Source organism: Acinetobacter sp. 22512, assembly GCF_052044755.1.
GTDB lineage: Bacteria > Pseudomonadota > Gammaproteobacteria > Pseudomonadales > Moraxellaceae > Acinetobacter > Acinetobacter pittii.
On record NZ_JBQENP010000004.1, the window covers coordinates 184,564 to 204,940 of the forward strand.

Consider the following 20,377-nt stretch of genomic DNA (forward strand, 5'->3'; position numbering starts at 1 on the left):
CAAATAAAAAAGCTCGCTTTATGCGAGCTTTTTTTCTGGCGTTAAACGAGGTAAAACACGATCTTCACCTACCATATATGGATGTGTGGCAAGACTAAGCATGTCTAAGTCTTCCGAGCTATTACCATAAGCATAAATCTGGTGGTAATGCTGTAGCGTATATTGCTGATGTATCCTTAACTTCTTTTGTTCACTACTACAGTCTGGAGTAGAATAGTAACCCGTCATCCTGCCGTTTTTAATTTGAGTTTCGGTACAAATCAACTCGATATCTAGTAACTTGCAAAGTGGAGCAAGATAGACATCAATTGAAGCTGAAACTAATACGACTTGATCACCACGCAATTGATGATGTTGTAACTGAGTAAAAATTTCAGGCGAAAGCGCAGAGACTAACTCTTGTGCGTATTCTTCACCTAATTTTTGTAATTCAATTGCAGGCGTATTTTTAAACATGCTACGGAATAACTTAGCACGCATAGCATGGGCAGGATAAAAGTTAAGATAGTAGGCTTGAATCCATGGCAGAATTTTCAAGCCTTGCTTAACAATGTGACGCTTAGATAAAGCATAAAAGATGAACCCTGTAAAACTATCTTTACTACACAAGGTTCCATCAAAATCGAACAGGGCGAGACTTTTTATAGTCTTATTCGTTTCGCTCGTTGCATACATGTTTCATATCGTCCGTTTACGCGGGTTGCATACCAATTGGTATTATAATCACGACTTAATTTAGGCCCAGAAATTACCACTTGAGGCATAATTGCATAGAGTGGTTCTTTGCCAGTTTTTGATTTATAAAGTTTAGTCAGCGCAATATAAGTTTGAGTACTTTCAAACTTTTTCTCTTTTTCTAATTTAAGATCATCACGGATTTGTCGTGGGGTAACCAATACATTATTTTTTGCAAATACCGTGATCAGTTCTTTTTCTGACTCGCTTTGAGCTGCGCGTGGATCACCATCTTTTGTATAAAGAAGTAGATCGCCATCAAGACTTATATCTTTATCGGTAAGTTCTTTTAGCATTTTTTGAAAAGCTGCATTACGGCTAGAGTACATACCAGAGTTATAATCCGCAAAACGATAAATGGCTTTATCGTAGTCTGCCGGATAAACCATTAAACGATGTATGCCGTAATATAAACCACCGTATTCAGTATATAGGTCATCGCGGAGCGCAGCAGTACTCATACTCGAACGCTTATTGGCTTTCGCATAATTAATATGAACTTGCATTGAGCCCAAAGTCGTAATAGGGTTCATTTTCTCGCCAATATCTTGACCAACCAATTTGGCTGCACCAGTTAAGGCACTCACATGATAGTGTTTAGCCATGAAGTCGAAAATTTCTCGGTAAAGTAAGTCGAGTTCTTTCTCGGTTTTAACTTTACGCATTTGACTCATATAGTTGTTATCAGGAGAGGGCTGAGTTCTTAGAACTTCTTCAAAGTAACCAGCAATTGTTCCACCAACGGTTTTGCCAAGCTTATCTTCAAATTTTTCATTTAAACGTGTACTAACTTCTTCAACTGCCTTTTGTCCTAACCCAGGCACTTGAGGGTTGGCAACAAAGTTAGATTCCTGATCCACTACAGCCACAATACTACAGACATTTTTCTTGGTTTTAGGAATATCCAAGTCTTTCATAATGTCATCAATATCTTTAGCCCATGACTCACGGTCATGCACACGCGATGGAATTAGACGTTTAATCTGTTGGCTTTCTAGTTCAGGCTCATCATTGTTTGACCACCAAGCTTTATCACCACAAGCAGCTAAACTCATGCATACGGCAGCCATGCCGAATGATTTTAATAAAAAACGGGAAGACAACGGTTTGTTCATGGCGAGGAAAGCACCTGCATAAAAAGATGAGCCGATTAAGCGGATGAAGTATACTATGTTGATCATCAATTGTATGAATATATATGTATATTGGTCCCTATCAACTGTCAAATAATTTAATTGTTGCTCCTATGGCGGGAGTTACTGACCGTCCATTTAGAACACTCTGCAAGTATTTTGGCGCAGGCCATGCAGTCAGTGAAATGATGACTGCTGATAAAACTTTGCGGATGAGCAAAAAGAGCCTCTACCGTGCGAACTTTGATGGTGAACTCGCTCCAATCTCTGCTCAAATTGCAGGTTCTGATCCTGAGCAATTGGCAGAGGCTGCACGTTATCAAGTAGCAAATGGCGCGCAAATTGTTGATATCAATATGGGATGTCCTGCCAAGAAAGTATGTAATAAACTCGCAGGTTCAGCGTTATTGCAAGATGAAGACTTAGTGGCCCGAATACTTGATGCAGTGGTCGCTGCTGTTGATGTTCCCGTGACTTTGAAAACCCGTTTGGGCTTTTTAAATGGTCAGGAAAATATTTTAAGAGTCGCAAAAAGGGCAGAAGAAGCGGGGATTGCCGCGCTAGCTTTACATGGCCGTACTCGCGAAGACATGTATTTAAATACAGCGCGTTATGATTTGATCAAACATGTTAAAGAATTAATCAATATTCCACTTATTGCGAACGGTGATATTGATAGTCCTGAAAAAGCAAAATATGTACTCGACTATACTGGGGCAGATGCAATTATGATTGGTCGAGCTGCTCAAGGTCGACCATGGATTTTTCGTGAAATTGCTCATTATTTAAAAACTGGTGAACACTTAGCTGCACCTAATATTGAAGAGGTGAAGCAGGTGTTACTAGGACATTTATCAGAACTTTATCAATTTTATGGTGAATACTCTGGCTGCCGTATTGCCCGTAAACACATTGCTTGGTACACCAAAGGATTACGTTCGAGTAATGAATTCCGCCAAAATATGTATAAAGTTGAAAGCACTGCTGAACAGGCAATAGTAGTCGAAAATTATTTTAATCAGTTATTAGCTGAAGGCAATTTGATGAGTGATGTTCAGGTTGAGCAGGTTAACTTACTAGAAACCCATTAAATAAAAAGCCAGTATATGATTACTGGCTTTTTAAGATTTACTCATCTTCTAGCATTTCTACAACTAACTGGTTAACCAGATCAGCAGCATCTAGCTCTCGTATTTGAGAGACATTACTACCCGCCCAAAAAGCACCGAAGCCATAGTCTTTATTCTTGCTTGCAATGGCATTTAATTGCTTGGCTAGATCGTATGCATATGGATATTCGGGTTGAGGAGGGCGATTAGGTAAATCAATTTGTGTGTGCCAATGGTTGAGCAGGCCACGGGCTGGACGCCCAGAAAGACTGGCGCTGATTTGTGTTACAGGTTCATTAAATAAAGCTTTACGATACTCGGCAGATGCATTTGATGTATGGCATTGAACAAATGCTGTTCCGAGTTGAACCGCAGCAGCTCCTAAGCTCAACATATGCCGTGCCTGTGCTCCATTCATAATACCGCCTGCAGCTACCACAGGTGGTTTGCAATGCTTGACAATAAGGTGTACTAAATCGCTCGTTTTAATTGCTGCATCAAAGGCTTTATTAAAGATTCCACGATGTCCGCCTGCTTCAATCCCTTGAGCAATAATAATATCTATACCAGCCGTTTCAATGGCTTGTGCTTCAACTAAGTTGGTAGCAGACACCATCGTGATAATTCCGGCATCTTTTAATGCCTGAATTTGATGGGGATGGGGAATTCCAAAATGAAAACTTACCGCTTTAGGTTTGGTTTCTAATACGACATTTAGAAAATCATCGTTATCAAGAAAACTTGGATAAATACAGTTTAACTTTTGAGGAGGCTGTTCTCCGAACTTTTCAAATTGTGGGCGTAAATATTCAATCCATTGAGCAGAAGTTTGAAGATTAAGTTGCTCGGGTTGATGACAGAAAAAATTAACCTGAAATGATTTTTCTGTAAGTGTTTGGGTTTTTAAAATCTGTTCACGTGCACTTTGTGCCGTATTTGCACCTAGACCTAAGGACCCAAGACCACCCTGATTAGAAACTTCTGCTGCAAGTTCAGGTGTAGATACACCTGCCATAGGGGCAAGAAAAATTGGATGTTTAATTTCAAGTTGTTGTAATAGGTCCATTTTATTCACCTCATTTCTTTCTGTTCACCATAACGTGAAAGCAGAACCAAGAGCAAATAATATTGGGCATTTAGTTTTTAAATATTTAGTTCTTAAACATTGATAAGTTCTGATTTTTTAAAGTGGAGTAACATGAAATAAAGAGCCGATCCAGCTTGAAAAGCCCATCGCTAAAATTCCCCACAAGGTAATGCGTAGACTCCCTTTAAGCTTGGAAGTACCTGCGAAATGACTTGATAGCGCTCCTAAAAAAGCTAATGAAATAATGCCAAATATTAAGACTGTTTTTTCGATCCATATATCTGAACTGAGTAAAATAGCCAGCATAGGAAACAATGCCCCAAATGAAAATGAGCCAGCTGAAGCTAATGCGGCTTGAATAGGATTTGCTGCGGTATTTTCATGAATACCTATTTCATCACGCGCGTGAGCCCCTAAAGCATCATGATTTGTAAGTTCAGTAGCAACTTGTAGCGCTAAATCAGGTGCTAAGCCTCTGGATATATAAATTTGAGTGAGTTCGTCCAGTTCACGCTGCGGATGCTTTTTAAGTTCTTGTTCTTCAAATTTTAAGTCGGCTTTTTCAATATCTTCTTGTGATTTTACTGAAATATATTCTCCTGCAGCCATAGAGGTTGCACCGGAAATTAAACCAGCAATACATGCAATAAGAAGTGTATGAGCAGAAGCCCCACTTGCAGCCATTCCCATAATTAGACTAGTAACAGAAATAATTCCATCATTTGCCCCTAAAACGGCCGCCCTTAACCACCCTGAGCGGTGAATAAAATGATGTTCTGGATGTTGAGAAAAGGACATGTTTTCCCCTATTTGTAGTTATAAATTTTTATCTTATCCTATAAGATTATTTACAATAATACGATTAAAAAATGTGTCATTATAGGAAAAACAAACAGATAAGAACTTTTTAAAACATAATATTAAAGGAGATAAAATGAACAATTTAAAGAACTCATCTACTTATATAAACAGTGTCATTTATGGGTTTAATTATAATACTTATTGATTAAATTTTAATTTGATTGCTACGCAAGCATTCTACCTATTGTACTCTAGAGGTCCCAATGAATAGCAAAACAATAAAATCTATAACTCGTTCCTTTATCGTTGTTGGTTCGATCTGTCCAGCTTTAGGCCTCTTAAGTATTGAGACTAGTTTTGCACAAGAGATTGTTAATCAAGAATATAAACCAGGTAATCCAATTTATGATAAATGGGATCAATTTTATAAAATTGAAAAGACTCAACCTGAAAATGCCGAGAAGTTATTATTAGAACTTGGAGAGATGACGCCACAAGATATTAAAGTTTGGAAAAGCTTAACTTATTTACAAATTCGACTAGGGAAACAAGATGCAGCTTTGCAAAGTCTAAGAAAAGCAGAGGCATTAGATCCAGCAGATGATAATTTAAAACTCCAAGAAGCTTATCTACTGAATTCTCAAAAAAATAACAAAGAGGCTTTGGTGGTTTTTAAGGAACTTACCCAATCTAAAGATGCTGATATTGCGAGTAAAGCGACACAGGCTATAAAAAATCTGAGTGGAGGAGAGGTCAAAACTTATTTCCGTGATGTGTATTTTGCGCCTTCATATGAATCACGTTACGACGATGTAATTTTCCCACTTAAAGCTCGCTATGGTAAGAACCTCGATAATGGTCGAGCGCAGGTGTATGGCTTTTTAAATCTAAACCGCGATACTCAATCTCAAGGTGGTGTACGACCTGAAATTATTGATGAAAATGCAGTAACTCTAGGTGTAGGTGCTAATTATCAACCTTGGACTTCTATACCTGTGCGCATGTATTTAGAAGTAGGTGGAAGTTACGATCTGATTGATCGAAATAGAGATAAATTTCGTGAAAGTGTTGTCGGTGGGGTGACAGGTTATCAAGAATGGTATTCTCAAAATAATTGTGATCAGTCACTTTGTTTTAATGAGTACTTCACTGATTTATATGGCAATGCTGCGACTTATTCTAGAGAAGATTATAATGTTATTGGCGATTTACGCTTACGTACGGGTTTGAATGTCTATAAGGGTGAAACAGGCACTGTACAAGCTTATATGAAATTGCATGGCTTAGCTGACAGTAAAGATGAATATTACAATAATTTATTTGAATATGGCCCAGGTATTTCATGGCAGCCTTTTAATTATCAACCAATAAAACTACGTGTTGAACGACTATATGGCAATTACTTTAAAGATGTGCCAGTAAATACGAAAGATCATTACAACAATACTCGAGTAGAACTCGTTTTTTATAAGGATTTCTAAAGTGAATAAAGTTTTTATATCTATTGTATTTGGAACCCGTCCTGAATTAATCAAACTTGCCCCTGTTATTTTATTGGCAAAACAAGACCCTCGCTTTCAAGTTGAAGTGATTTTTACTGGACAGCATGACGAACTAGTAAGAGATGCGATAGATTTCTTTGGGGTTGAAATTGACCACCGTCTTAAAATTATGAATGCTGGACAAAGTTTAAATCAGCTCTTAATTCATGGTTTGAGCCAAATCGAGAATGTATACACTGATGGGCAAAAACGAGATGCAATTGTTATTCAGGGTGATACAACAACTGTTTTAGCAGCTGGCTTAGTCGCGTTTTCAATGAAAGTCCCTGTTGCGCATGTTGAAGCTGGTTTACGTTCTTATGATTTAGATCATCCTTTTCCAGAGGAGGGAAATCGTCAGTTGGTTTCACGTATTACTAAATGGCATTTTGCCCCGACTGAACAATCAAAAAGAAATTTACTCAATGAACAAATTCCGTCAGAGCTCATTACGGTTACAGGCAATACAGTTGTTGATGCGGTGTATTTAGGGCGTAAATTAATTGCTGAAAAATCTGATTTGAAGAACCGGCTTGAACCTTATGGAATTCAATTAAAGCAAGATGACAAAGTAGTACTTATTACTGCCCACCGTCGTGAAAATTTTGGCGGTGGAATTCAAAATATTTGCAATGCGGTTGAGCACTTAGCTCAAGCACATCCTGATTTACATTTCATTTGGCCTGTACATTTAAACCCAGCCGTCCATGACGTAGTCCATGATAAGTTTAAAGACCATTCCCAAATTCATCTTGTTAAACCATTAGACTACCCAAGTCTATTGGCAGTGATAGACCGATCTACTTTTATTTTGACGGATTCGGGAGGCTTACAAGAAGAAAGTCCATCATTTAATAAGCCAGTTTTAATCTTGCGGGACACTACCGAGCGACCAGAAGTGGTTGAGGTGGGGGCAGGCGTTTTGGTGGGGACAAATCAAGAAAAAATTATTGAAGAAGCTGAAAAGTTACTCACTGACCAACAGCACTATGAAAAAATGGCGCATGTAGAAAACCCATTCGGCGATGGGCAAGCAGCTCAACGTATTCTCAATCAAATTGCTAAATCTTATGAATTGGCATAATCATGATTTAAGGATCTCGTCTCATTTATGGTTTTGTTGGCATGACCATAAGTGAGGCGGTACCATAAGCTCACAATATTAACGCACCAGCGGCTCATGTAATGAGGACCATCAAAAATATAAACAGTTTTACCTTCATATGCTTTTAGCTGAGAAATAATTTCCCAAGGATATGCGGCTCTAAATTGCCCATTCTTTTTCACTCTAAAAGCTTCTAATACTATAATTACTTTGTCTTTTCCAAGTTTATCTTCAAGCTGATCTAAAATATGTTTGGCCTGTTTAGGTGATCGAACGCCTACGCCAACACCATCTTGGAAAAAAACTCCCGTATGGTCAGGCAGCCAGCTTTTAACCCATAAATCATAATTTTCAGGCTCAGTTTCGCCACTATAAATACTCACCCAGACTGGTGAAGGAAGCTTCGATAACACATGACCTAAAGCACTGACTCGTAGCCAAGTTGGATCTGCTTCTACCGGAAAGTAATAACCTTTAAATGCTGTTTTTTGCTCTTTTATAATTTGGGCAGATTTTTCGCCTAATTCAATGACATTAGCCCGAGCTTTAGGTTCATTATATTCACCGGCTAAGCCCAATATGAGATTTTTTGCCCAAGGTTCTTGTTTAATCTTTTCTAAATTAATAGCTTTTTCCCATTGTGGAAAATTTGATTCTTTCCACCAAGATTTAGATTCAACAACAGACCATTGGGGAACAAATGTATCAACACCTAAATAGTGCCAATTTCCTTCTGGAGGAGTAGTGTTATTGTCAGGTTGCCAGAAAACACCTTCAATATGAGGGGCTTGACCTTGATGTTTGAAAAGCCCCGCATATACGATGACACTACATATAATTAAAATAATAAAAGCAGCTATTTTAATTGGTATCTGTTTTCTCATTATTTCGTCTTAACCAGTACCACAAGAAGATAATTATTATCATAATTGCAGAGATAATCACAACTAATAAGAAGAAAGAAGACTGTTGGACTAGAGGCGCCTTTTGATTTCCGACAATGAGTTTTTGTAAAACATAGATATTTCCATTTTCTGAAACCAGCATTTTCGTCACGTTGTTTGGAATTTTATGTTGTATTTTTTCCCAAAGGTGCATAAACGTTTGTGCGCCACCTTGTGAGTCGGTAATCACATCAAAGCGGTTATTGTTATAACTGACAATAAAACCATTTTGGGCAGCAGGTGCATAAATAATATCCTGATGCATTAGTACTTGTTGTTGATAAATATCTTTGTTAACGCGGACATTTACAGATTGTGGCGCGCTCGGTGAATAACGGACTAGGTTGAGAGGCATTGGTGCTTGGGTTAAAAGCATTTTTTTCGCAGTTTGACCTAACACAATCGCGATATTTAATGCACCAGATTGACCATCAACCGCAATTGTGGGGGTTGTTGCTAAAGTCACTGAAATTGCGGCTACACCATTTTTAAGTTTATGAGGTAGCTTTACAGTAGATTTGGCTGTATCAATCCAAAGTGAACCATGTGCGTTAGGTAAACATTGGGAATTGGCTATCACTGAATTTTCCAGCTTTAGACTAAAATTTGTCGTATTAGAAATAGCTTTTGCAAAAATATTGAACTGACGGTTTACTGGGTCTGAAGCAAGGTCGGCTGTTTTCATGCTTCCAGCAAGTCCTCCATCAATCCAAGCTGTAATATTGGAACCTTGTAATAAACCACTTTGAATACGAAGTGCGATTTGTCCTTGCAAGATATCGGTTGGTTGCCATACCGCAGGGAAATCAAGAAATAAGTTTTTTTCAGCGTGATTTAATCTGAAATCTTGAATACCTAAATCGGCGAGTGTATCGATTTTTTTAAATTGAGCCCATGTTGGATTAGATATTGTATTTGGAAAAACTGCGTTTCCTGTACTCAATTGTTGTACATAAGAAGAATTAATTAGTCCATTTACTGCGCTCGTTAAATCTTGTTGAGTATGATAAGTAATTGATAAGGTAGGCACACCTTCTACAGGTTTTGCAATTTGTACTAGTGCTCCGCCTTTTAGTGGTGCTGCTGAGCGAATAACTTCAATAATAAAGTTTGTTTCAGGATTTAAATTGGTTTGTCCTGAATCAACCCATTCAACAGGTGTTATGGAGGTCCATGAACTTGCTAATCTGGCGAGCATGGAGGCTTCTATAATCTCTTTACGGTTGTATTTTAAAATACCAACAAATGGAGTAGGCCGTCTCGCTTGTGGGTTATATAAAGCATCTGGCAAATCTTTTAAGCGATATTCATTACGAATAGGTGTAAAGTCGAGCTGGGAATTACTTAAATAAGTTAGGTGATCAATATCTTCTGTACAGAATGTTTCTTTGGTTTGATTCAGCGTAGTCGGTTTCGCATATTGTTGAATAATAAAATCTAAACGGTGAAAACCACTCTGACTTGCTGGAATATCAAATTTGACTTGACCATCCCCACTTAGGGTAGTGTTATAAATGAGTTTATCATCATATTTTACAAGTAAAGTTGTATCGCTTTCAGTGGAATAATCACTTGAAAATTGAATGTTTTGCCACTGGGCACCTTTGCCAATATAGAAAAAATGAGGCTCGACTGTGTATTTAGTAGAAGTACTAATATCGTCCAGTTCCCATGTATACGCATGAGCAGACATGGCGAGCATAAGACTGGTGCTGGCAAGGAGCACTTGAGCTGTTTTGTAAAGATCAAAAGTCTTTTTCATTTATTTTTTCTCCTTGCTACGTTCCGTTTTGTACCATTGAAGGGAGTTGCCCTGTATTTTATTTTTAAGCATGTCATATGCGGCTTTAAAAACAATAAATAGAAATATTTGTGAGTAACTTACGTAAGATAGAACTGAATAAAAGTAGAGTTCTGGTTTAACTTTTTCGAGTGAAAGCGTAAACCACATTTGTGCCACATATAGGCAAAATGACAGTCCCCATAGAGTTGTGAATGGGCCTGGAACTGAAATACCCGCAATATCAAGTATGCCAAGGGTTAACGTGATATGACTCCAGAATAAAGCGGGTACAAAAAGTATGTAGCACATAATGTTGTTAAGAATTTCAATTCCGATAGGAAAAGGCGTTCTTAATGCGACGGGTAAATATTTACGAGTCACATAAAAATTACCTTGGGTCCAACGTGAACGCTGTTTAACAAACACACTCAGAGATGGAGGATCTTGCTGCCAACCAATTGCATAGGGCACCCATTTAATCCGTTTTTGACCAATGAAAATCCTAAAACTCATTTCTGTATCATCGACCAATGACTTTTCATCAAAACCGCCTAAGGTTTCTAAAGCATCACGCCAAATCACATAGTTAGTACCCATTAATGTCGATAGCTCAAAACGTTGCCAACGACCGCCTTGGAAAATCCATTGGAAAAAGATGAACTCAATGGCAATAAATCGGGTCAAAATACTATCTTGCCAATTACGTGTTCTTACTTTTCCATTAACGGCTACTAATTTTTTATCGGCAAGTAGGGTTTGAGCTAGCAAGCGAACACAATCGGGTTCTGGTGTACTGTCCGCATCATAGACAACAATCAATTCGCCTCTAGCATGGGGGAGGCCATTATTAAGCGTTCTAGATTTACCTTTCCCCCCCATTCCTTTAGGAACATTAACAATCTTTATGCAAGGATAAATTTTTGCCAAATTTTCGGCGATTTCTAGGGTGTTATCCTTTGACCCATCATTAATGAGTAAAACTTCATATGCTTCGGCTGGGTAATCTTGTTGAGCAATTGCATGCAAAGTATCTTCAATCACAACACCTTCATTATAGGCAGGGATCAAGACACTCAAAACGGGCCATCTCTCTGGTATTGGAAGGTTTTGTAACTCTTTTTCTGCTGTTTTTGAATATTTCCAAGCTTGATAACTTAACCACGCCCAAAATGCTTGTGGAATCCAAATCCCTAAAAATCCAAATAAGAAGAGAATATCAATGGGAGCCATTTGATTTAACCCTCCTGATAATAGACGAGATGAGCAAGACTAATAAAATCAACCCGATTACAAGAGAGAACCATGAAATATAGCTACCAAACGTACCAAGGAGGTCAGGGTAGGTACTCGTCAGAATTAGATCGAGTGGAACTACAACAGTACTTAAACCGATAAAAATGTATCCAAGGAAATTAGTTTTTACATGCTCTGGCGTACTTATGTAATTAATCTTATTAAATTTCCAAGATATTCCGAGTTGAGGATATCGAATATTTGTTGTGGGTAGATCAGCAGGAGGATTAATAATAATTTCATACCCAGAAATATGACCGTTAAAACGTTTAGCCGAATAAAATAAATGCTGTTTTTGCTTAATTTCTCTAGAGGGTAACGGGAGCTGCGAAGGGTTAAATTGAATAATATAACTACCAGCGGTCTGTGAAATTAAATTTTCATCCCATCCCGTTGAGACAAAAGCAGCCATTGGGCGCAACCCAATTGCAGTCGAAAATGTGGCTTTAGCCGCAAAATATTGAGGTTGCTCTGATTTATAAAGTGCAATCGGAATCGCACCTTGGCTGACTGCTTCTTTGAGCAAGAAATAATGAGAAAAGCTAAAAACTTCATCCGGCAATATAATGCCAGGCTTGAACCCTTTATGAATAAGTCGTTGAAAGCTATCCGAGCTGATCTGGTCAATTGTAAAGATAGGCCACCATGTATCCTGATATGGAAAAAACATTGAAAGATCATCGGTACTCTGAACTTCTGTTTTTGTTTGTTCCGTTTTAATCTCACAATGATAATATTGCCGATAGAACTGCTGTAAAGTGGCATCAGGATACTGACTAGATGCAATAATAATTCCACAAATATTAAGAAGATTAGACATTAAGTAATCTCCTCTTCAGGTGGAATCTGAATAACTTTATATTCGACTTCAAGCCGCAAAGTCATAATTTCTTTTAGCTTTTTAATAAATTCAGGTTCTTCATCCGTTTTTTGCTTGCGAATTACAATGCTGTATATAGTTTCAAGATCATCATCAGCAAACTGGAAAACGATTTCTTGTGGATGATGTTGGCTCAAAATTTTAATCATTTCATTTTGAGTGGTTTTCCACACATCGTCGCCTAACATTTCTTTAATTAAGCTTCGGTTGAGAATACTAATTTCAAAGACTTCATAGTCTTGAATGTGATGATGATCAAGAAGCTTAAAGAAACTGCGTTGAAAATACTTGAGTGCGCTAAGCGGGAAAATATCACGGCGATAATTACGGTCATAACTTTGAATATCGCGGTATTTTTGAACGTTAATTTCAATATTATGGCGAACAGCACTCAGAAAAAGAGGAATGAGGGGAATAATAAAAAGTAAAAGAAGCTGACGTTCAATATGCGTCTGAGCCCCTAAGTCGAGTAGAAAATATACTGCAACACCGATAAAAGCGAGTAAGCCCACAATTAAGGATGCACCAACTTGTAAAAAAGCTCCAGAAATTAAAAGAATGAGAATAAAAATCCAGCTTCCTCTAAAACTTACAGGTAACCACTCATACGCCACCATGCCCATAAATAGATGAGCTGCGATAATCCATAAGACGAGTGTTCTTCCAGGGTTCTTTTGTTGCATGTGAGCTATAGCTACCTTATTGTAATGTTAATTTTTTTATACTTTTATTACTAAATGTGAGACATTGCGAAGTTGTTGTTGTTTATGGCCTTTTTTAAGTATCTATTATGTTTATTTGTAGAACAAAGTCTCACTATAGTCAAATACTGTTATTATTTTTTAATTAAAAATAAACACTTAAGACGTAATTCTTATTTAAATACTCTTGAAAGTTTCAATTGCTTTAAGACGAGTTTCCTTTAAATCTACAATTGGTTTTGGATAATTTAACTGAATATTCGTTTTAGTCGAGTAGGGCTCATGAATGGCTTTATTGTCTAGATGAGCTAATTCTTCAACCCATTGACGAATATAATCTCCATTTGGATCAAATTTCTTTGATTGAGCAATAGGGTTAAAAATTCTAAAGTAAGGTACGGCATCAGTTCCGGTAGAAGCACACCATTGCCAGCCACCATTATTTGCTGCTAAATCCCCATCGATTAAATGCTCCATAAACCATTGTTCACCTACTCGCCAATCGATGAGTAAGTTTTTACATAAAAACATAGCGGTAATCATGCGAACACGATTATGCATCCATCCCGTTTTTAAAAGTTGACGCATTCCAGCATCAATAATCGGTATACCTGTCTGGCCCGTTTGCCATGCAATTAGGTGCTCTGGGTTGTGATTCCACTTAATTTTCTGAGTGTCTTTTTTAAACGGAATATGTTTAGAAACATGGGGGAAATCAAATAAAATATGTTGATAAAATTCTCGCCAAATGAGTTCATCTAACCAAGTCTGCTGGCCTTCATTTGTCAAATGAAAGTTGCCATGTTCAGCCCTAAAAAGAGCTTGCAGGCACTGGCGGATAGACAAAATCCCAATGTTTAAGTAGGGGGAAAGTTGGCTAGTTCCTCTTACATTGGGAAAGTCACGTTCTAATTTATAATCAGATAAACGATCTTTAATAAATATGTCGAGCTGCTCTAGAGCAAAATTTTCTCCAGCTGGCCATAAGCCTTGTTGCTCTTTAGAAACAGAAGGATCAAAAAAAGCTTCAATATCTTCTAGAGTTAAGCTGTTTATTTTTGAAAAAGACGCTGGATAGCTACTTTGCTTTTCAGGAATTGGATAGCATTGAGGTAAACCACTGATATCCAATTTTGAATAACATGCTTTTTTAAATGCACCGAAAACCTGATAGGGCTGCTGTGACTGATTGCGAATAGAGCATAAAGGAAAAATCGTACGGTCATGGAATAAAAAGAGCTCTTTACCTTGTTGATTTAAAAAATCTTGTACAGTTTTATCTCTTTTTAATTCATTAACGCCGATCTCTATATTTGAATAGACATTTTCAATATTAAGTTGAGTGCTAAGTTCACCAATATAATCAGCGATATCTTTCCAGTAAGGAATGACTTGGATAATAAGGGGAATATTAAGTTGTTCTAGTTCTTTTTTGAGTTGTTGAAGTTGACGTAAATAGAAATTAATTTTTATAGGCGCATCGTGATGCATTTTCCATTGTTCAGGCGATAAAATAATTAACCCAATACAAGGCCCTTGTTGAGAGGCATGCCATAAAGCAGCATGGTCTCGAACTCTCAAATCTTGACGAAACCAAATTAGCTGATTTACGTTTGACATGAAAATTGGCCCTTATAGAGTGAGGTGAGTTAAAGGATTATTATCAAAATATTATATAAAAATAAATACATAAAAAAAGCAAAGCCGAAGCTTTGCCCTTATCATCTTTAAAGATGAATTAGTGGTGATGACCACCAGCACCGTGTACGTGACCGTGATCTAATTCTTCTTGAGAAGCATCACGGATTTCTACGATTTCAACTTCAAAAGTTAAATCTTGACCAGCAAGTGGGAAGTTAGCATCAACAACAACGTTGTCGCCTTCAACCGCTTTAACAGTAACGATCTGTACGCCGTCATCTGTTTGAGCTTGGAATTGCATACCAGGTTGAATGTTCTCAACACCTTGGAACATTTGAGCTGGAACTTCTTGTACTAGGTCTGGGTTGTATTCGCCATAACCTTCAGCAGCTGGAACGTTAACAGTGAATTTTTCACCAACAGTTTTACCTGTTAATGCATTTTCTAAACCAGGAATGATATTGCCTGCACCGTGCAAATAGGCAAGTGGTTCACCTTGAGATTGATCAAGTGTTTCACCCTCAGCGTTTGTTAATTTGTAGTGGAATGAAACCACGTGGTTATTTGCAATAGCAGTCATGTTTTTGATCCATTCAATCAATTGAAGCGTACATCATAAAGTGAAAAATAAATTTTGTAGACTACAAAATCTTAATCTTTGGCACTTTTTCTGATGCGTTTTTATATAAATAGGGACGAACTTAAAAAATTCAACTTAATACAGCTTAATTTTTGGACGTACACGTCTTGTAAGTAAATCTTTCATTGTGAGTAGTCCAGCCTGAGTATATCCGTGAATCGTTGCTTGATGTAAACGATATAAAGAGACATACATTGTTTTTGCAATATAGCCTTGTACGCTGACATCTCCAAGTAATTCTCCAACGGCTGTATGACGACTTAAAGACACGAGAGAACCTTTGTCGTTAAATGTAAACATCGGCTGTGACCGGCCATTTAGTCGAGCAGCCATAGCATCAACTAAGAAGCTGGCCTGTTGGCTTGCAACTTGAGCACGTGGGCCAAGTGGAGGATGTCTTGCATCAAGTTGGCAATGAGCACAGTCACCAAACGCAAATACATTTGGATCAGAATAGGTCTGCAACGTTGCATAGACCATCAGGCGGTTAATGTTATCGCGTTTAAAATCGGTAAAACTTTCTAATACCTTTGGTGCTTTTACGCCTGCGGCCCAAACGGTAATATCACTTTTGAGTTGGTTGCCATTGCTAAAGTAGATGCAATGCTCATCAATTTTTTCAACGCGGTGTTGAGTTAAAATTTCAACGCCCATTTTTTTGAGTTGCCCAGCACTGTGTTCAGCAGTTTTATCGCTTAGAGCAGGTAAAATACGTTCAGAAGCTTCAATCAGTGTGATTTTGACTTGGTTTGGATGAATCTTCTTTAAACCATATCGATAAAAGTTTTTAGTTGTTTCAATTAACTCAGCTGCCAGCTCTACACCTGTTGCTCCCGCACCAACAATTCCAATATTTAAAGTTCGTTGATTGGGTTGATTTTGAGCTTCAATATAAAGATGTAATAAATCTTGCTGGAAAATATCGGCTTGTTTTCTGCTATCAAGGAAATGGCAGTTTTCACGCACTCCAGTGGTATTAAAATCATTTGATACCGAACCAAGCGCTAAAATAAGTGTGTCATAACTTAGCTCTTGCGAATGATTCTGTTGATCCTTAGACACTTGAGGGGGCATTAGTTCAATTAATTTTTTATCTTTATTAACCCCAACTAATGTTCCGAGCACAAATTCGTAATGATGTTTTTCTGAGTGCGCAAAATAGTTAGTTTGTTCTTCGTGTGGATTTAAAGAGCCAGCAGCAATTTCATGAAGCAATGGTTTCCAAATATGAGTAAGGTTTTGGTCAACCAATGTAATCTTTGCTTTACGGTTTTTCCCAAAAGTTTCACCGAGTTGTGTTGCCAGTTCTAAGCCGCCAGCACCACCACCAACAATTACAATATGATGTAAATTTTGGGTCATTTTTTTCACCTAATTATTTTTCTATAAAAAAAGATGGCTAAATTATGCCATCTTTTATTTATAAAAATTATTGTGCGTCTGTGCACAATTTGATGTTTTTAGTGCGAATCTACTGGGTAGAGTTTAGCAGCACTATGTTCACTTGATGAAAAAATAGAGAAGAGGCTAGAAAACCACATTGCGATTTTTTGGAAAATATTGGCTTCTTCAATATGTACGTTATCTTCGATTTGAAGACTGCGGATAAGTTGATTATTTTGATAAATCGATACTGTTGCCAAACTTACGACTTTCATTAATGGCGCAGTTAATTGTTTTTCATTGAGTTCAATGTTTACATGGGTCTGAGTCGTTTCAAGTGGAGTAATCACATTGAGCTGTTGATTGCTATCAAGTACTTGAACGCGTTGAGTCACATTATCAAAAGTATTTAAGTCAATTGGTGCTGGGTCTGCATATAAAGATGTCGTTACAATTGTTGGTTGCTTTGTTTCAACCTTAAACATTTTTAAAGTCGACTTTACAACAGGTAGTTCAGCAATTAATTTCTGCTCAGGAATAATCACTTCATCACGTGTATAGGCGTAAGCAAGATTCATTAATTTATCTGCAATCTCAGCGCGTTTTACAGCACTCGGTGTACCTAAAACAATGACTAATAAACGTCTTTGAGTTAAGTCAGATGAGAATGAAGGACGTGAAGCTGTGAGTGCCAAGTTATAACCTGCTGCTTTGGTATATCCCGTTTTAAGGCCATCTACATATGGGTCATATTTGAGCGCAAGGTTTGTCGCATGATGGAAGCGTTGGTTATAGCTAAAGCTTGGCATTTTTGAATAATGTAAATATTCAGGGGTTTGTTTAATTAATGCCTGACTTAATAAGCTAAGGTCGTGTGCTGTAGTGAAATGATCAGGCATCGTAATTCCGGCAGGATTACTAAAATGAGTATCTTTCATACCCAAAGCTTGAGCTTCCTGATTCATACGTTGTACGAAGCGCGGAACATCACCAGAGATTTTTTCAGCTAAAGTCACGGCTGCATCATTAGCAGACATCACGATTAAACCTGCCAATAACTGATCAACTGAAATTTGTTCACCAGCTTTAAGATACATTTGTGATTCATCCCACTGCACAACACTAACCACTGGAGTTGCAGTAATGATTTCTTCTTTTTTCAGTTTTCCAGCTTTAATCTCTTTTAGGGCAATGTATGCAACCATCATTTTGGTTAAAGATGCTGGTGCACGTTGAACATGGCTATTATGCTCAGCAATGATTTGACCCGATTGAGTATCTACAATAGTCCATGCAGCAGCTTCAACACTTTCAGGTGCAATATTGAGTAATGCAGCATTGGTTAGGGTAGTACAAAAAATACTAAAGAGGGTAAAAAGAGATAGAAAAAATTTCACGGATGACCTTAACTTTCACTGGCAAATACGGGACACAGATGCACAGCATGCTATGCCTTTTTTTCGTGGAAGGCTAGTGGGAATTGTTGCCAAAAAATACATCTACGCAAGACGATACAAAAAAGTGATAATCTAATGTGAAGCCGTTCTTATTTTTAAATTGAAGAATTTATGTTGCATTATCAAATTGAGTTCGATGATTACAAACAGCACCTCGTTCACGTGACAATTCGTTTTTTAGCCAACCCGAATCAGGAACTTTGGTTACCAACGTGGATTCCGGGTAGTTATCTAATTCGAGAGTTCTCAAAACATATTGAATCCGTTAAAGCTTATGATGAAGCTGGACGTCTACTGGACATTAAAAAAACGAGCAAGAATCGCTGGCGTTTATTTAATACAGACCACGAATTAATGACGATTGAATATGATGTATATGCATATGATTTGTCTGTCCGTGGTGCGTATGTAGACCAGACTCGTCTATATATTAATCCTGCGTGTGTATGTTTAGCGTTAGAGGGGCAGGAGCAGTCTGCTTGTGAAGTCGAAGTTTTCTTGCCGGATGAATTAAAGCATTTTCAGTTAGCAACAGGCTTAGCTTCAAAAAGCTTAGTTAAAGGTCGATTTACTTTAAAAGCAGATCACTACGATCAACTGATCGATAGTCCATTTGAATTGGCTGATCAAACACGCTTTAGTTTTGAGACGAACGGCATTGAACATGAGTTCGTAATTTCTGGTTCGCACAATACCAATATTGATCGCCTAAAAGCCGATATTGAAAAGATTTGTGCAGCTGAAATAAATATGTTCGGTTCGGCACCATTTAAAAACTATACCTTTATGACCATGGCAACAGGTAATAGTTATGGTGGATTAGAGCATTGTAATAGCACAAGCTTGATTACACCGCGTGATGATTTGCCAAAGTCGAATGAACCAACTGAACCTTCTAAAGATTATCAACGCTTTTTAGGCTTATGTAGTCATGAATATTTTCATTCATGGTTAGTCAAGTTTATCCGCCCAGAAAACTTTGCAAACTATAATTTGCATCAAGAAGGCTATACTTCTTTACTTTGGATATTTGAAGGCTTTACTTCATATTACGATGACCTGATTTTATTACGTAGTGGCGTAATTTCTCAGAAGTCTTATCTTGATTTACTCAAAGCACAAATTGACCGTTATTTGCAAAACCCAGGTCGTTTTGTTCAAACAGTTGCAGAGTCAAGTTTTGACGCGTGGATTAAATTTTATCGCCAAGATGAAAACTCGAATAATGCGGGCACTAGTTACTACAATAAAGGTTCGCTTGTAGCATTATGTCTAGATTTAGGTTTACGTCTACGGGGTTCTAGTCTTGATGCTTTAATGCGTCGGTTATATGAAAACACTCAAAATGGTATGCAAGTAAACGAAAGAACCATTTTTGATTTATGTAAAGAACTGACGGGTGATAGCTGGATTGAACAAATTAATCATTTGATTAATACCACTGATGAATTGCCACTTGATCAACTGTTCCCTGAGTTTGGCTTAAGTTATAGAGTTAAAACTGACAAATCTTTGCCACTTGGTTTGAAACTTGTTGATAAGCCTGAAGGTGTACTCGTGCAAAGTACTCGCCGTGATAGCGCAGCAGCTAAAGCAGGTATTTCTGCCAATGATGTAATTATTGCAATTGATGGGCTAAAAGCGACCACTAAACTTGTTGAGAAGTATGCAAAGCAGGGCGGTACTTATACTGTGTTTGCTTTCCGTCGCGATGAGTTACTATCTTTTGAAGTTGAATGTGCTACATCTGATTTAACTGAAGTTGAACTTATTATTGAAGATCAGGCTAAAACTGAAAAATGGTTAAAAGCTTAAATAACAAATAAATAGTTTATAAAAAACCGATGTTTTGTACGTCGGTTTTTTATTTTTTAAGTGCTGCTAAACGATGAGATTCGTTTTATCTTTGAGTTTGTTTTGAATGAAAAGTATAATAATTGTCAGAACTCTGAAAGATATCTCATGTAATTTAATCGTATTCAGTCCCTAAAAAAGTAATGATGAATTATGTATTACTTAAAGTTGGGTATAGGAATATTATCAATAGATTTAAATTATTTATTATTTCGCTGCGAAATGTCGTTATCACTGGATATTTCGTTGACTGGAAGACAATGAGAGCCGATACTCTCAGGGTTTTATTT

General features: G+C 37.5%; 17 protein-coding genes. 4 read left to right on the top strand and 13 right to left on the bottom strand.

The features are described from left to right. Positions 1-18: 18 nt before the first annotated feature. The gene (locus ACTJJG_RS06570; protein ID WP_017386255.1) at positions 19-675 is read right to left on the bottom strand and encodes an HAD-IB family hydrolase; all 657 of its coding nucleotides are present in this window, start codon (positions 673-675) and stop codon (positions 19-21) included. After that, positions 642-1,850 carry a DUF1615 domain-containing protein gene (locus tag ACTJJG_RS06575; RefSeq protein ID WP_045126687.1) on the bottom strand — a complete coding sequence of 403 codons (1,209 nt, stop codon included), beginning with the start codon at positions 1,848-1,850 and terminating at the stop codon, positions 642-644. The genes ACTJJG_RS06570 and ACTJJG_RS06575 overlap by 34 nt, the downstream gene beginning before the upstream one ends. An 83-nt stretch (positions 1,851-1,933) precedes the next feature. Between ACTJJG_RS06575 and dusB the strand changes: the two genes are divergently transcribed. Beyond that, on the top strand, positions 1,934-2,959 hold the full coding sequence (dusB, locus tag ACTJJG_RS06580) for a tRNA dihydrouridine synthase DusB (protein WP_005067871.1): 1,026 nt from the start codon (positions 1,934-1,936) through the stop codon (positions 2,957-2,959). 37 nt (positions 2,960-2,996) lie between these two features. Here dusB and ACTJJG_RS06585 read toward each other — a convergent pair whose 3' ends face one another. Together ACTJJG_RS06585 and ACTJJG_RS06590 are read right to left on the bottom strand one after the other, a co-directional pair. Continuing rightward, complete coding sequence (locus tag ACTJJG_RS06585; RefSeq protein WP_032070355.1) at positions 2,997-4,043, bottom strand: NAD(P)H-dependent flavin oxidoreductase; 1,047 nt, start codon at positions 4,041-4,043, stop codon at positions 2,997-2,999. 117 nt (positions 4,044-4,160) lie between these two features. Next, positions 4,161-4,862 carry a VIT1/CCC1 transporter family protein gene (locus ACTJJG_RS06590; RefSeq protein WP_032055229.1) on the bottom strand — a complete coding sequence of 234 codons (702 nt, stop codon included), beginning with the start codon at positions 4,860-4,862 and terminating at the stop codon, positions 4,161-4,163. 266 nt (positions 4,863-5,128) lie between these two features. On the opposite strand from ACTJJG_RS06590, the gene ACTJJG_RS06595 reads away from it, so the two are divergent. Then, complete coding sequence (locus ACTJJG_RS06595; RefSeq protein ID WP_032055232.1) at positions 5,129-6,346, top strand: tetratricopeptide repeat protein; 1,218 nt, start codon at positions 5,129-5,131, stop codon at positions 6,344-6,346. A 1-nt stretch (position 6,347) separates the two neighbouring features. Further along, positions 6,348-7,490 (top strand): non-hydrolyzing UDP-N-acetylglucosamine 2-epimerase, encoded by a 1,143-nt coding sequence (wecB, locus tag ACTJJG_RS06600; RefSeq protein ID WP_032006957.1) that lies wholly within the window; start codon positions 6,348-6,350, stop codon positions 7,488-7,490. On the opposite strand, the gene ACTJJG_RS06605 is transcribed toward wecB, so the two are convergent. The 9 genes from ACTJJG_RS06605 to ACTJJG_RS06645 form a co-directional block, all read right to left on the bottom strand. After that, on the bottom strand, positions 7,475-8,395 hold the full coding sequence (locus ACTJJG_RS06605; RefSeq protein ID WP_017386261.1) for a hypothetical protein: 921 nt from the start codon (positions 8,393-8,395) through the stop codon (positions 7,475-7,477). The genes wecB and ACTJJG_RS06605 overlap by 16 nt on opposite strands. Next, positions 8,373-10,217 carry a hypothetical protein gene (locus tag ACTJJG_RS06610; protein WP_032070357.1) on the bottom strand — a complete coding sequence of 615 codons (1,845 nt, stop codon included), beginning with the start codon at positions 10,215-10,217 and terminating at the stop codon, positions 8,373-8,375. The genes ACTJJG_RS06605 and ACTJJG_RS06610 overlap by 23 nt, the downstream gene beginning before the upstream one ends. Continuing rightward, complete coding sequence (locus ACTJJG_RS06615; RefSeq protein ID WP_002118919.1) at positions 10,218-11,468, bottom strand: glycosyltransferase family 2 protein; 1,251 nt, start codon at positions 11,466-11,468, stop codon at positions 10,218-10,220. Further along, on the bottom strand, positions 11,455-12,351 hold the full coding sequence (locus ACTJJG_RS06620) for a hypothetical protein (RefSeq protein ID WP_002118561.1): 897 nt from the start codon (positions 12,349-12,351) through the stop codon (positions 11,455-11,457). Before ACTJJG_RS06620 ends, ACTJJG_RS06615 begins: the two co-directional genes overlap by 14 nt. Next, positions 12,351-13,094, bottom strand: coding sequence for a hypothetical protein (locus tag ACTJJG_RS06625; protein ID WP_032055236.1), 744 nt, complete (start codon positions 13,092-13,094; stop codon positions 12,351-12,353). The genes ACTJJG_RS06620 and ACTJJG_RS06625 overlap by 1 nt, the downstream gene beginning before the upstream one ends. A gap of 195 nt (positions 13,095-13,289) precedes the next feature. After that, positions 13,290-14,732, bottom strand: coding sequence for a cryptochrome/photolyase family protein (locus tag ACTJJG_RS06630; protein ID WP_002118715.1), 1,443 nt, complete (start codon positions 14,730-14,732; stop codon positions 13,290-13,292). A gap of 118 nt (positions 14,733-14,850) precedes the next feature. Next, positions 14,851-15,333: an FKBP-type peptidyl-prolyl cis-trans isomerase gene (locus tag ACTJJG_RS06635; protein WP_002118581.1), complete on the bottom strand. Its 483-nt coding sequence runs from the start codon at positions 15,331-15,333 to the stop codon at positions 14,851-14,853. A 135-nt stretch (positions 15,334-15,468) separates the two neighbouring features. Continuing rightward, positions 15,469-16,755 carry an NAD(P)/FAD-dependent oxidoreductase gene (locus ACTJJG_RS06640; protein WP_372552538.1) on the bottom strand — a complete coding sequence of 429 codons (1,287 nt, stop codon included), beginning with the start codon at positions 16,753-16,755 and terminating at the stop codon, positions 15,469-15,471. 98 nt (positions 16,756-16,853) lie between these two features. Further along, the gene (locus tag ACTJJG_RS06645) at positions 16,854-18,173 is read right to left on the bottom strand and encodes a D-alanyl-D-alanine carboxypeptidase PBP6B (protein ID WP_032055238.1); all 1,320 of its coding nucleotides are present in this window, start codon (positions 18,171-18,173) and stop codon (positions 16,854-16,856) included. 171 nt (positions 18,174-18,344) lie between these two features. Here ACTJJG_RS06645 and ACTJJG_RS06650 point away from each other — a divergent pair, with 171 nt between their 5' ends. Further along, positions 18,345-20,048, top strand: a complete 1,704-nt coding sequence (locus tag ACTJJG_RS06650; RefSeq protein ID WP_032055240.1) for a M61 family metallopeptidase — start codon at positions 18,345-18,347, stop codon at positions 20,046-20,048. Positions 20,049-20,377: the final 329 nt, after the last annotated feature.

Coding starts and splice junctions, on each gene's coding strand:
- ACTJJG_RS06570 (WP_017386255.1), bottom strand. CDS start 675: ATGTATGCAACGAGCGAAACGAATAAGACTATAAAAAGTCTCGCCCTG.
- ACTJJG_RS06575 (WP_045126687.1), bottom strand. CDS start 1,850: ATGAACAAACCGTTGTCTTCCCGTTTTTTATTAAAATCATTCGGCATG.
- dusB (WP_005067871.1), top strand. CDS start 1,934: ATGTATATTGGTCCCTATCAACTGTCAAATAATTTAATTGTTGCTCCT.
- ACTJJG_RS06585 (WP_032070355.1), bottom strand. CDS start 4,043: ATGGACCTATTACAACAACTTGAAATTAAACATCCAATTTTTCTTGCC.
- ACTJJG_RS06590 (WP_032055229.1), bottom strand. CDS start 4,862: ATGTCCTTTTCTCAACATCCAGAACATCATTTTATTCACCGCTCAGGG.
- ACTJJG_RS06595 (WP_032055232.1), top strand. CDS start 5,129: ATGAATAGCAAAACAATAAAATCTATAACTCGTTCCTTTATCGTTGTT.
- ACTJJG_RS06605 (WP_017386261.1), bottom strand. CDS start 8,395: ATGAGAAAACAGATACCAATTAAAATAGCTGCTTTTATTATTTTAATT.
- ACTJJG_RS06610 (WP_032070357.1), bottom strand. CDS start 10,217: ATGAAAAAGACTTTTGATCTTTACAAAACAGCTCAAGTGCTCCTTGCC.
- ACTJJG_RS06615 (WP_002118919.1), bottom strand. CDS start 11,468: ATGGCTCCCATTGATATTCTCTTCTTATTTGGATTTTTAGGGATTTGG.
- ACTJJG_RS06620 (WP_002118561.1), bottom strand. CDS start 12,351: ATGTCTAATCTTCTTAATATTTGTGGAATTATTATTGCATCTAGTCAG.
- ACTJJG_RS06625 (WP_032055236.1), bottom strand. CDS start 13,094: ATGCAACAAAAGAACCCTGGAAGAACACTCGTCTTATGGATTATCGCA.
- ACTJJG_RS06630 (WP_002118715.1), bottom strand. CDS start 14,732: ATGTCAAACGTAAATCAGCTAATTTGGTTTCGTCAAGATTTGAGAGTT.
- ACTJJG_RS06635 (WP_002118581.1), bottom strand. CDS start 15,333: ATGACTGCTATTGCAAATAACCACGTGGTTTCATTCCACTACAAATTA.
- ACTJJG_RS06640 (WP_372552538.1), bottom strand. CDS start 16,755: ATGACCCAAAATTTACATCATATTGTAATTGTTGGTGGTGGTGCTGGC.
- ACTJJG_RS06650 (WP_032055240.1), top strand. CDS start 18,345: ATGTTGCATTATCAAATTGAGTTCGATGATTACAAACAGCACCTCGTT.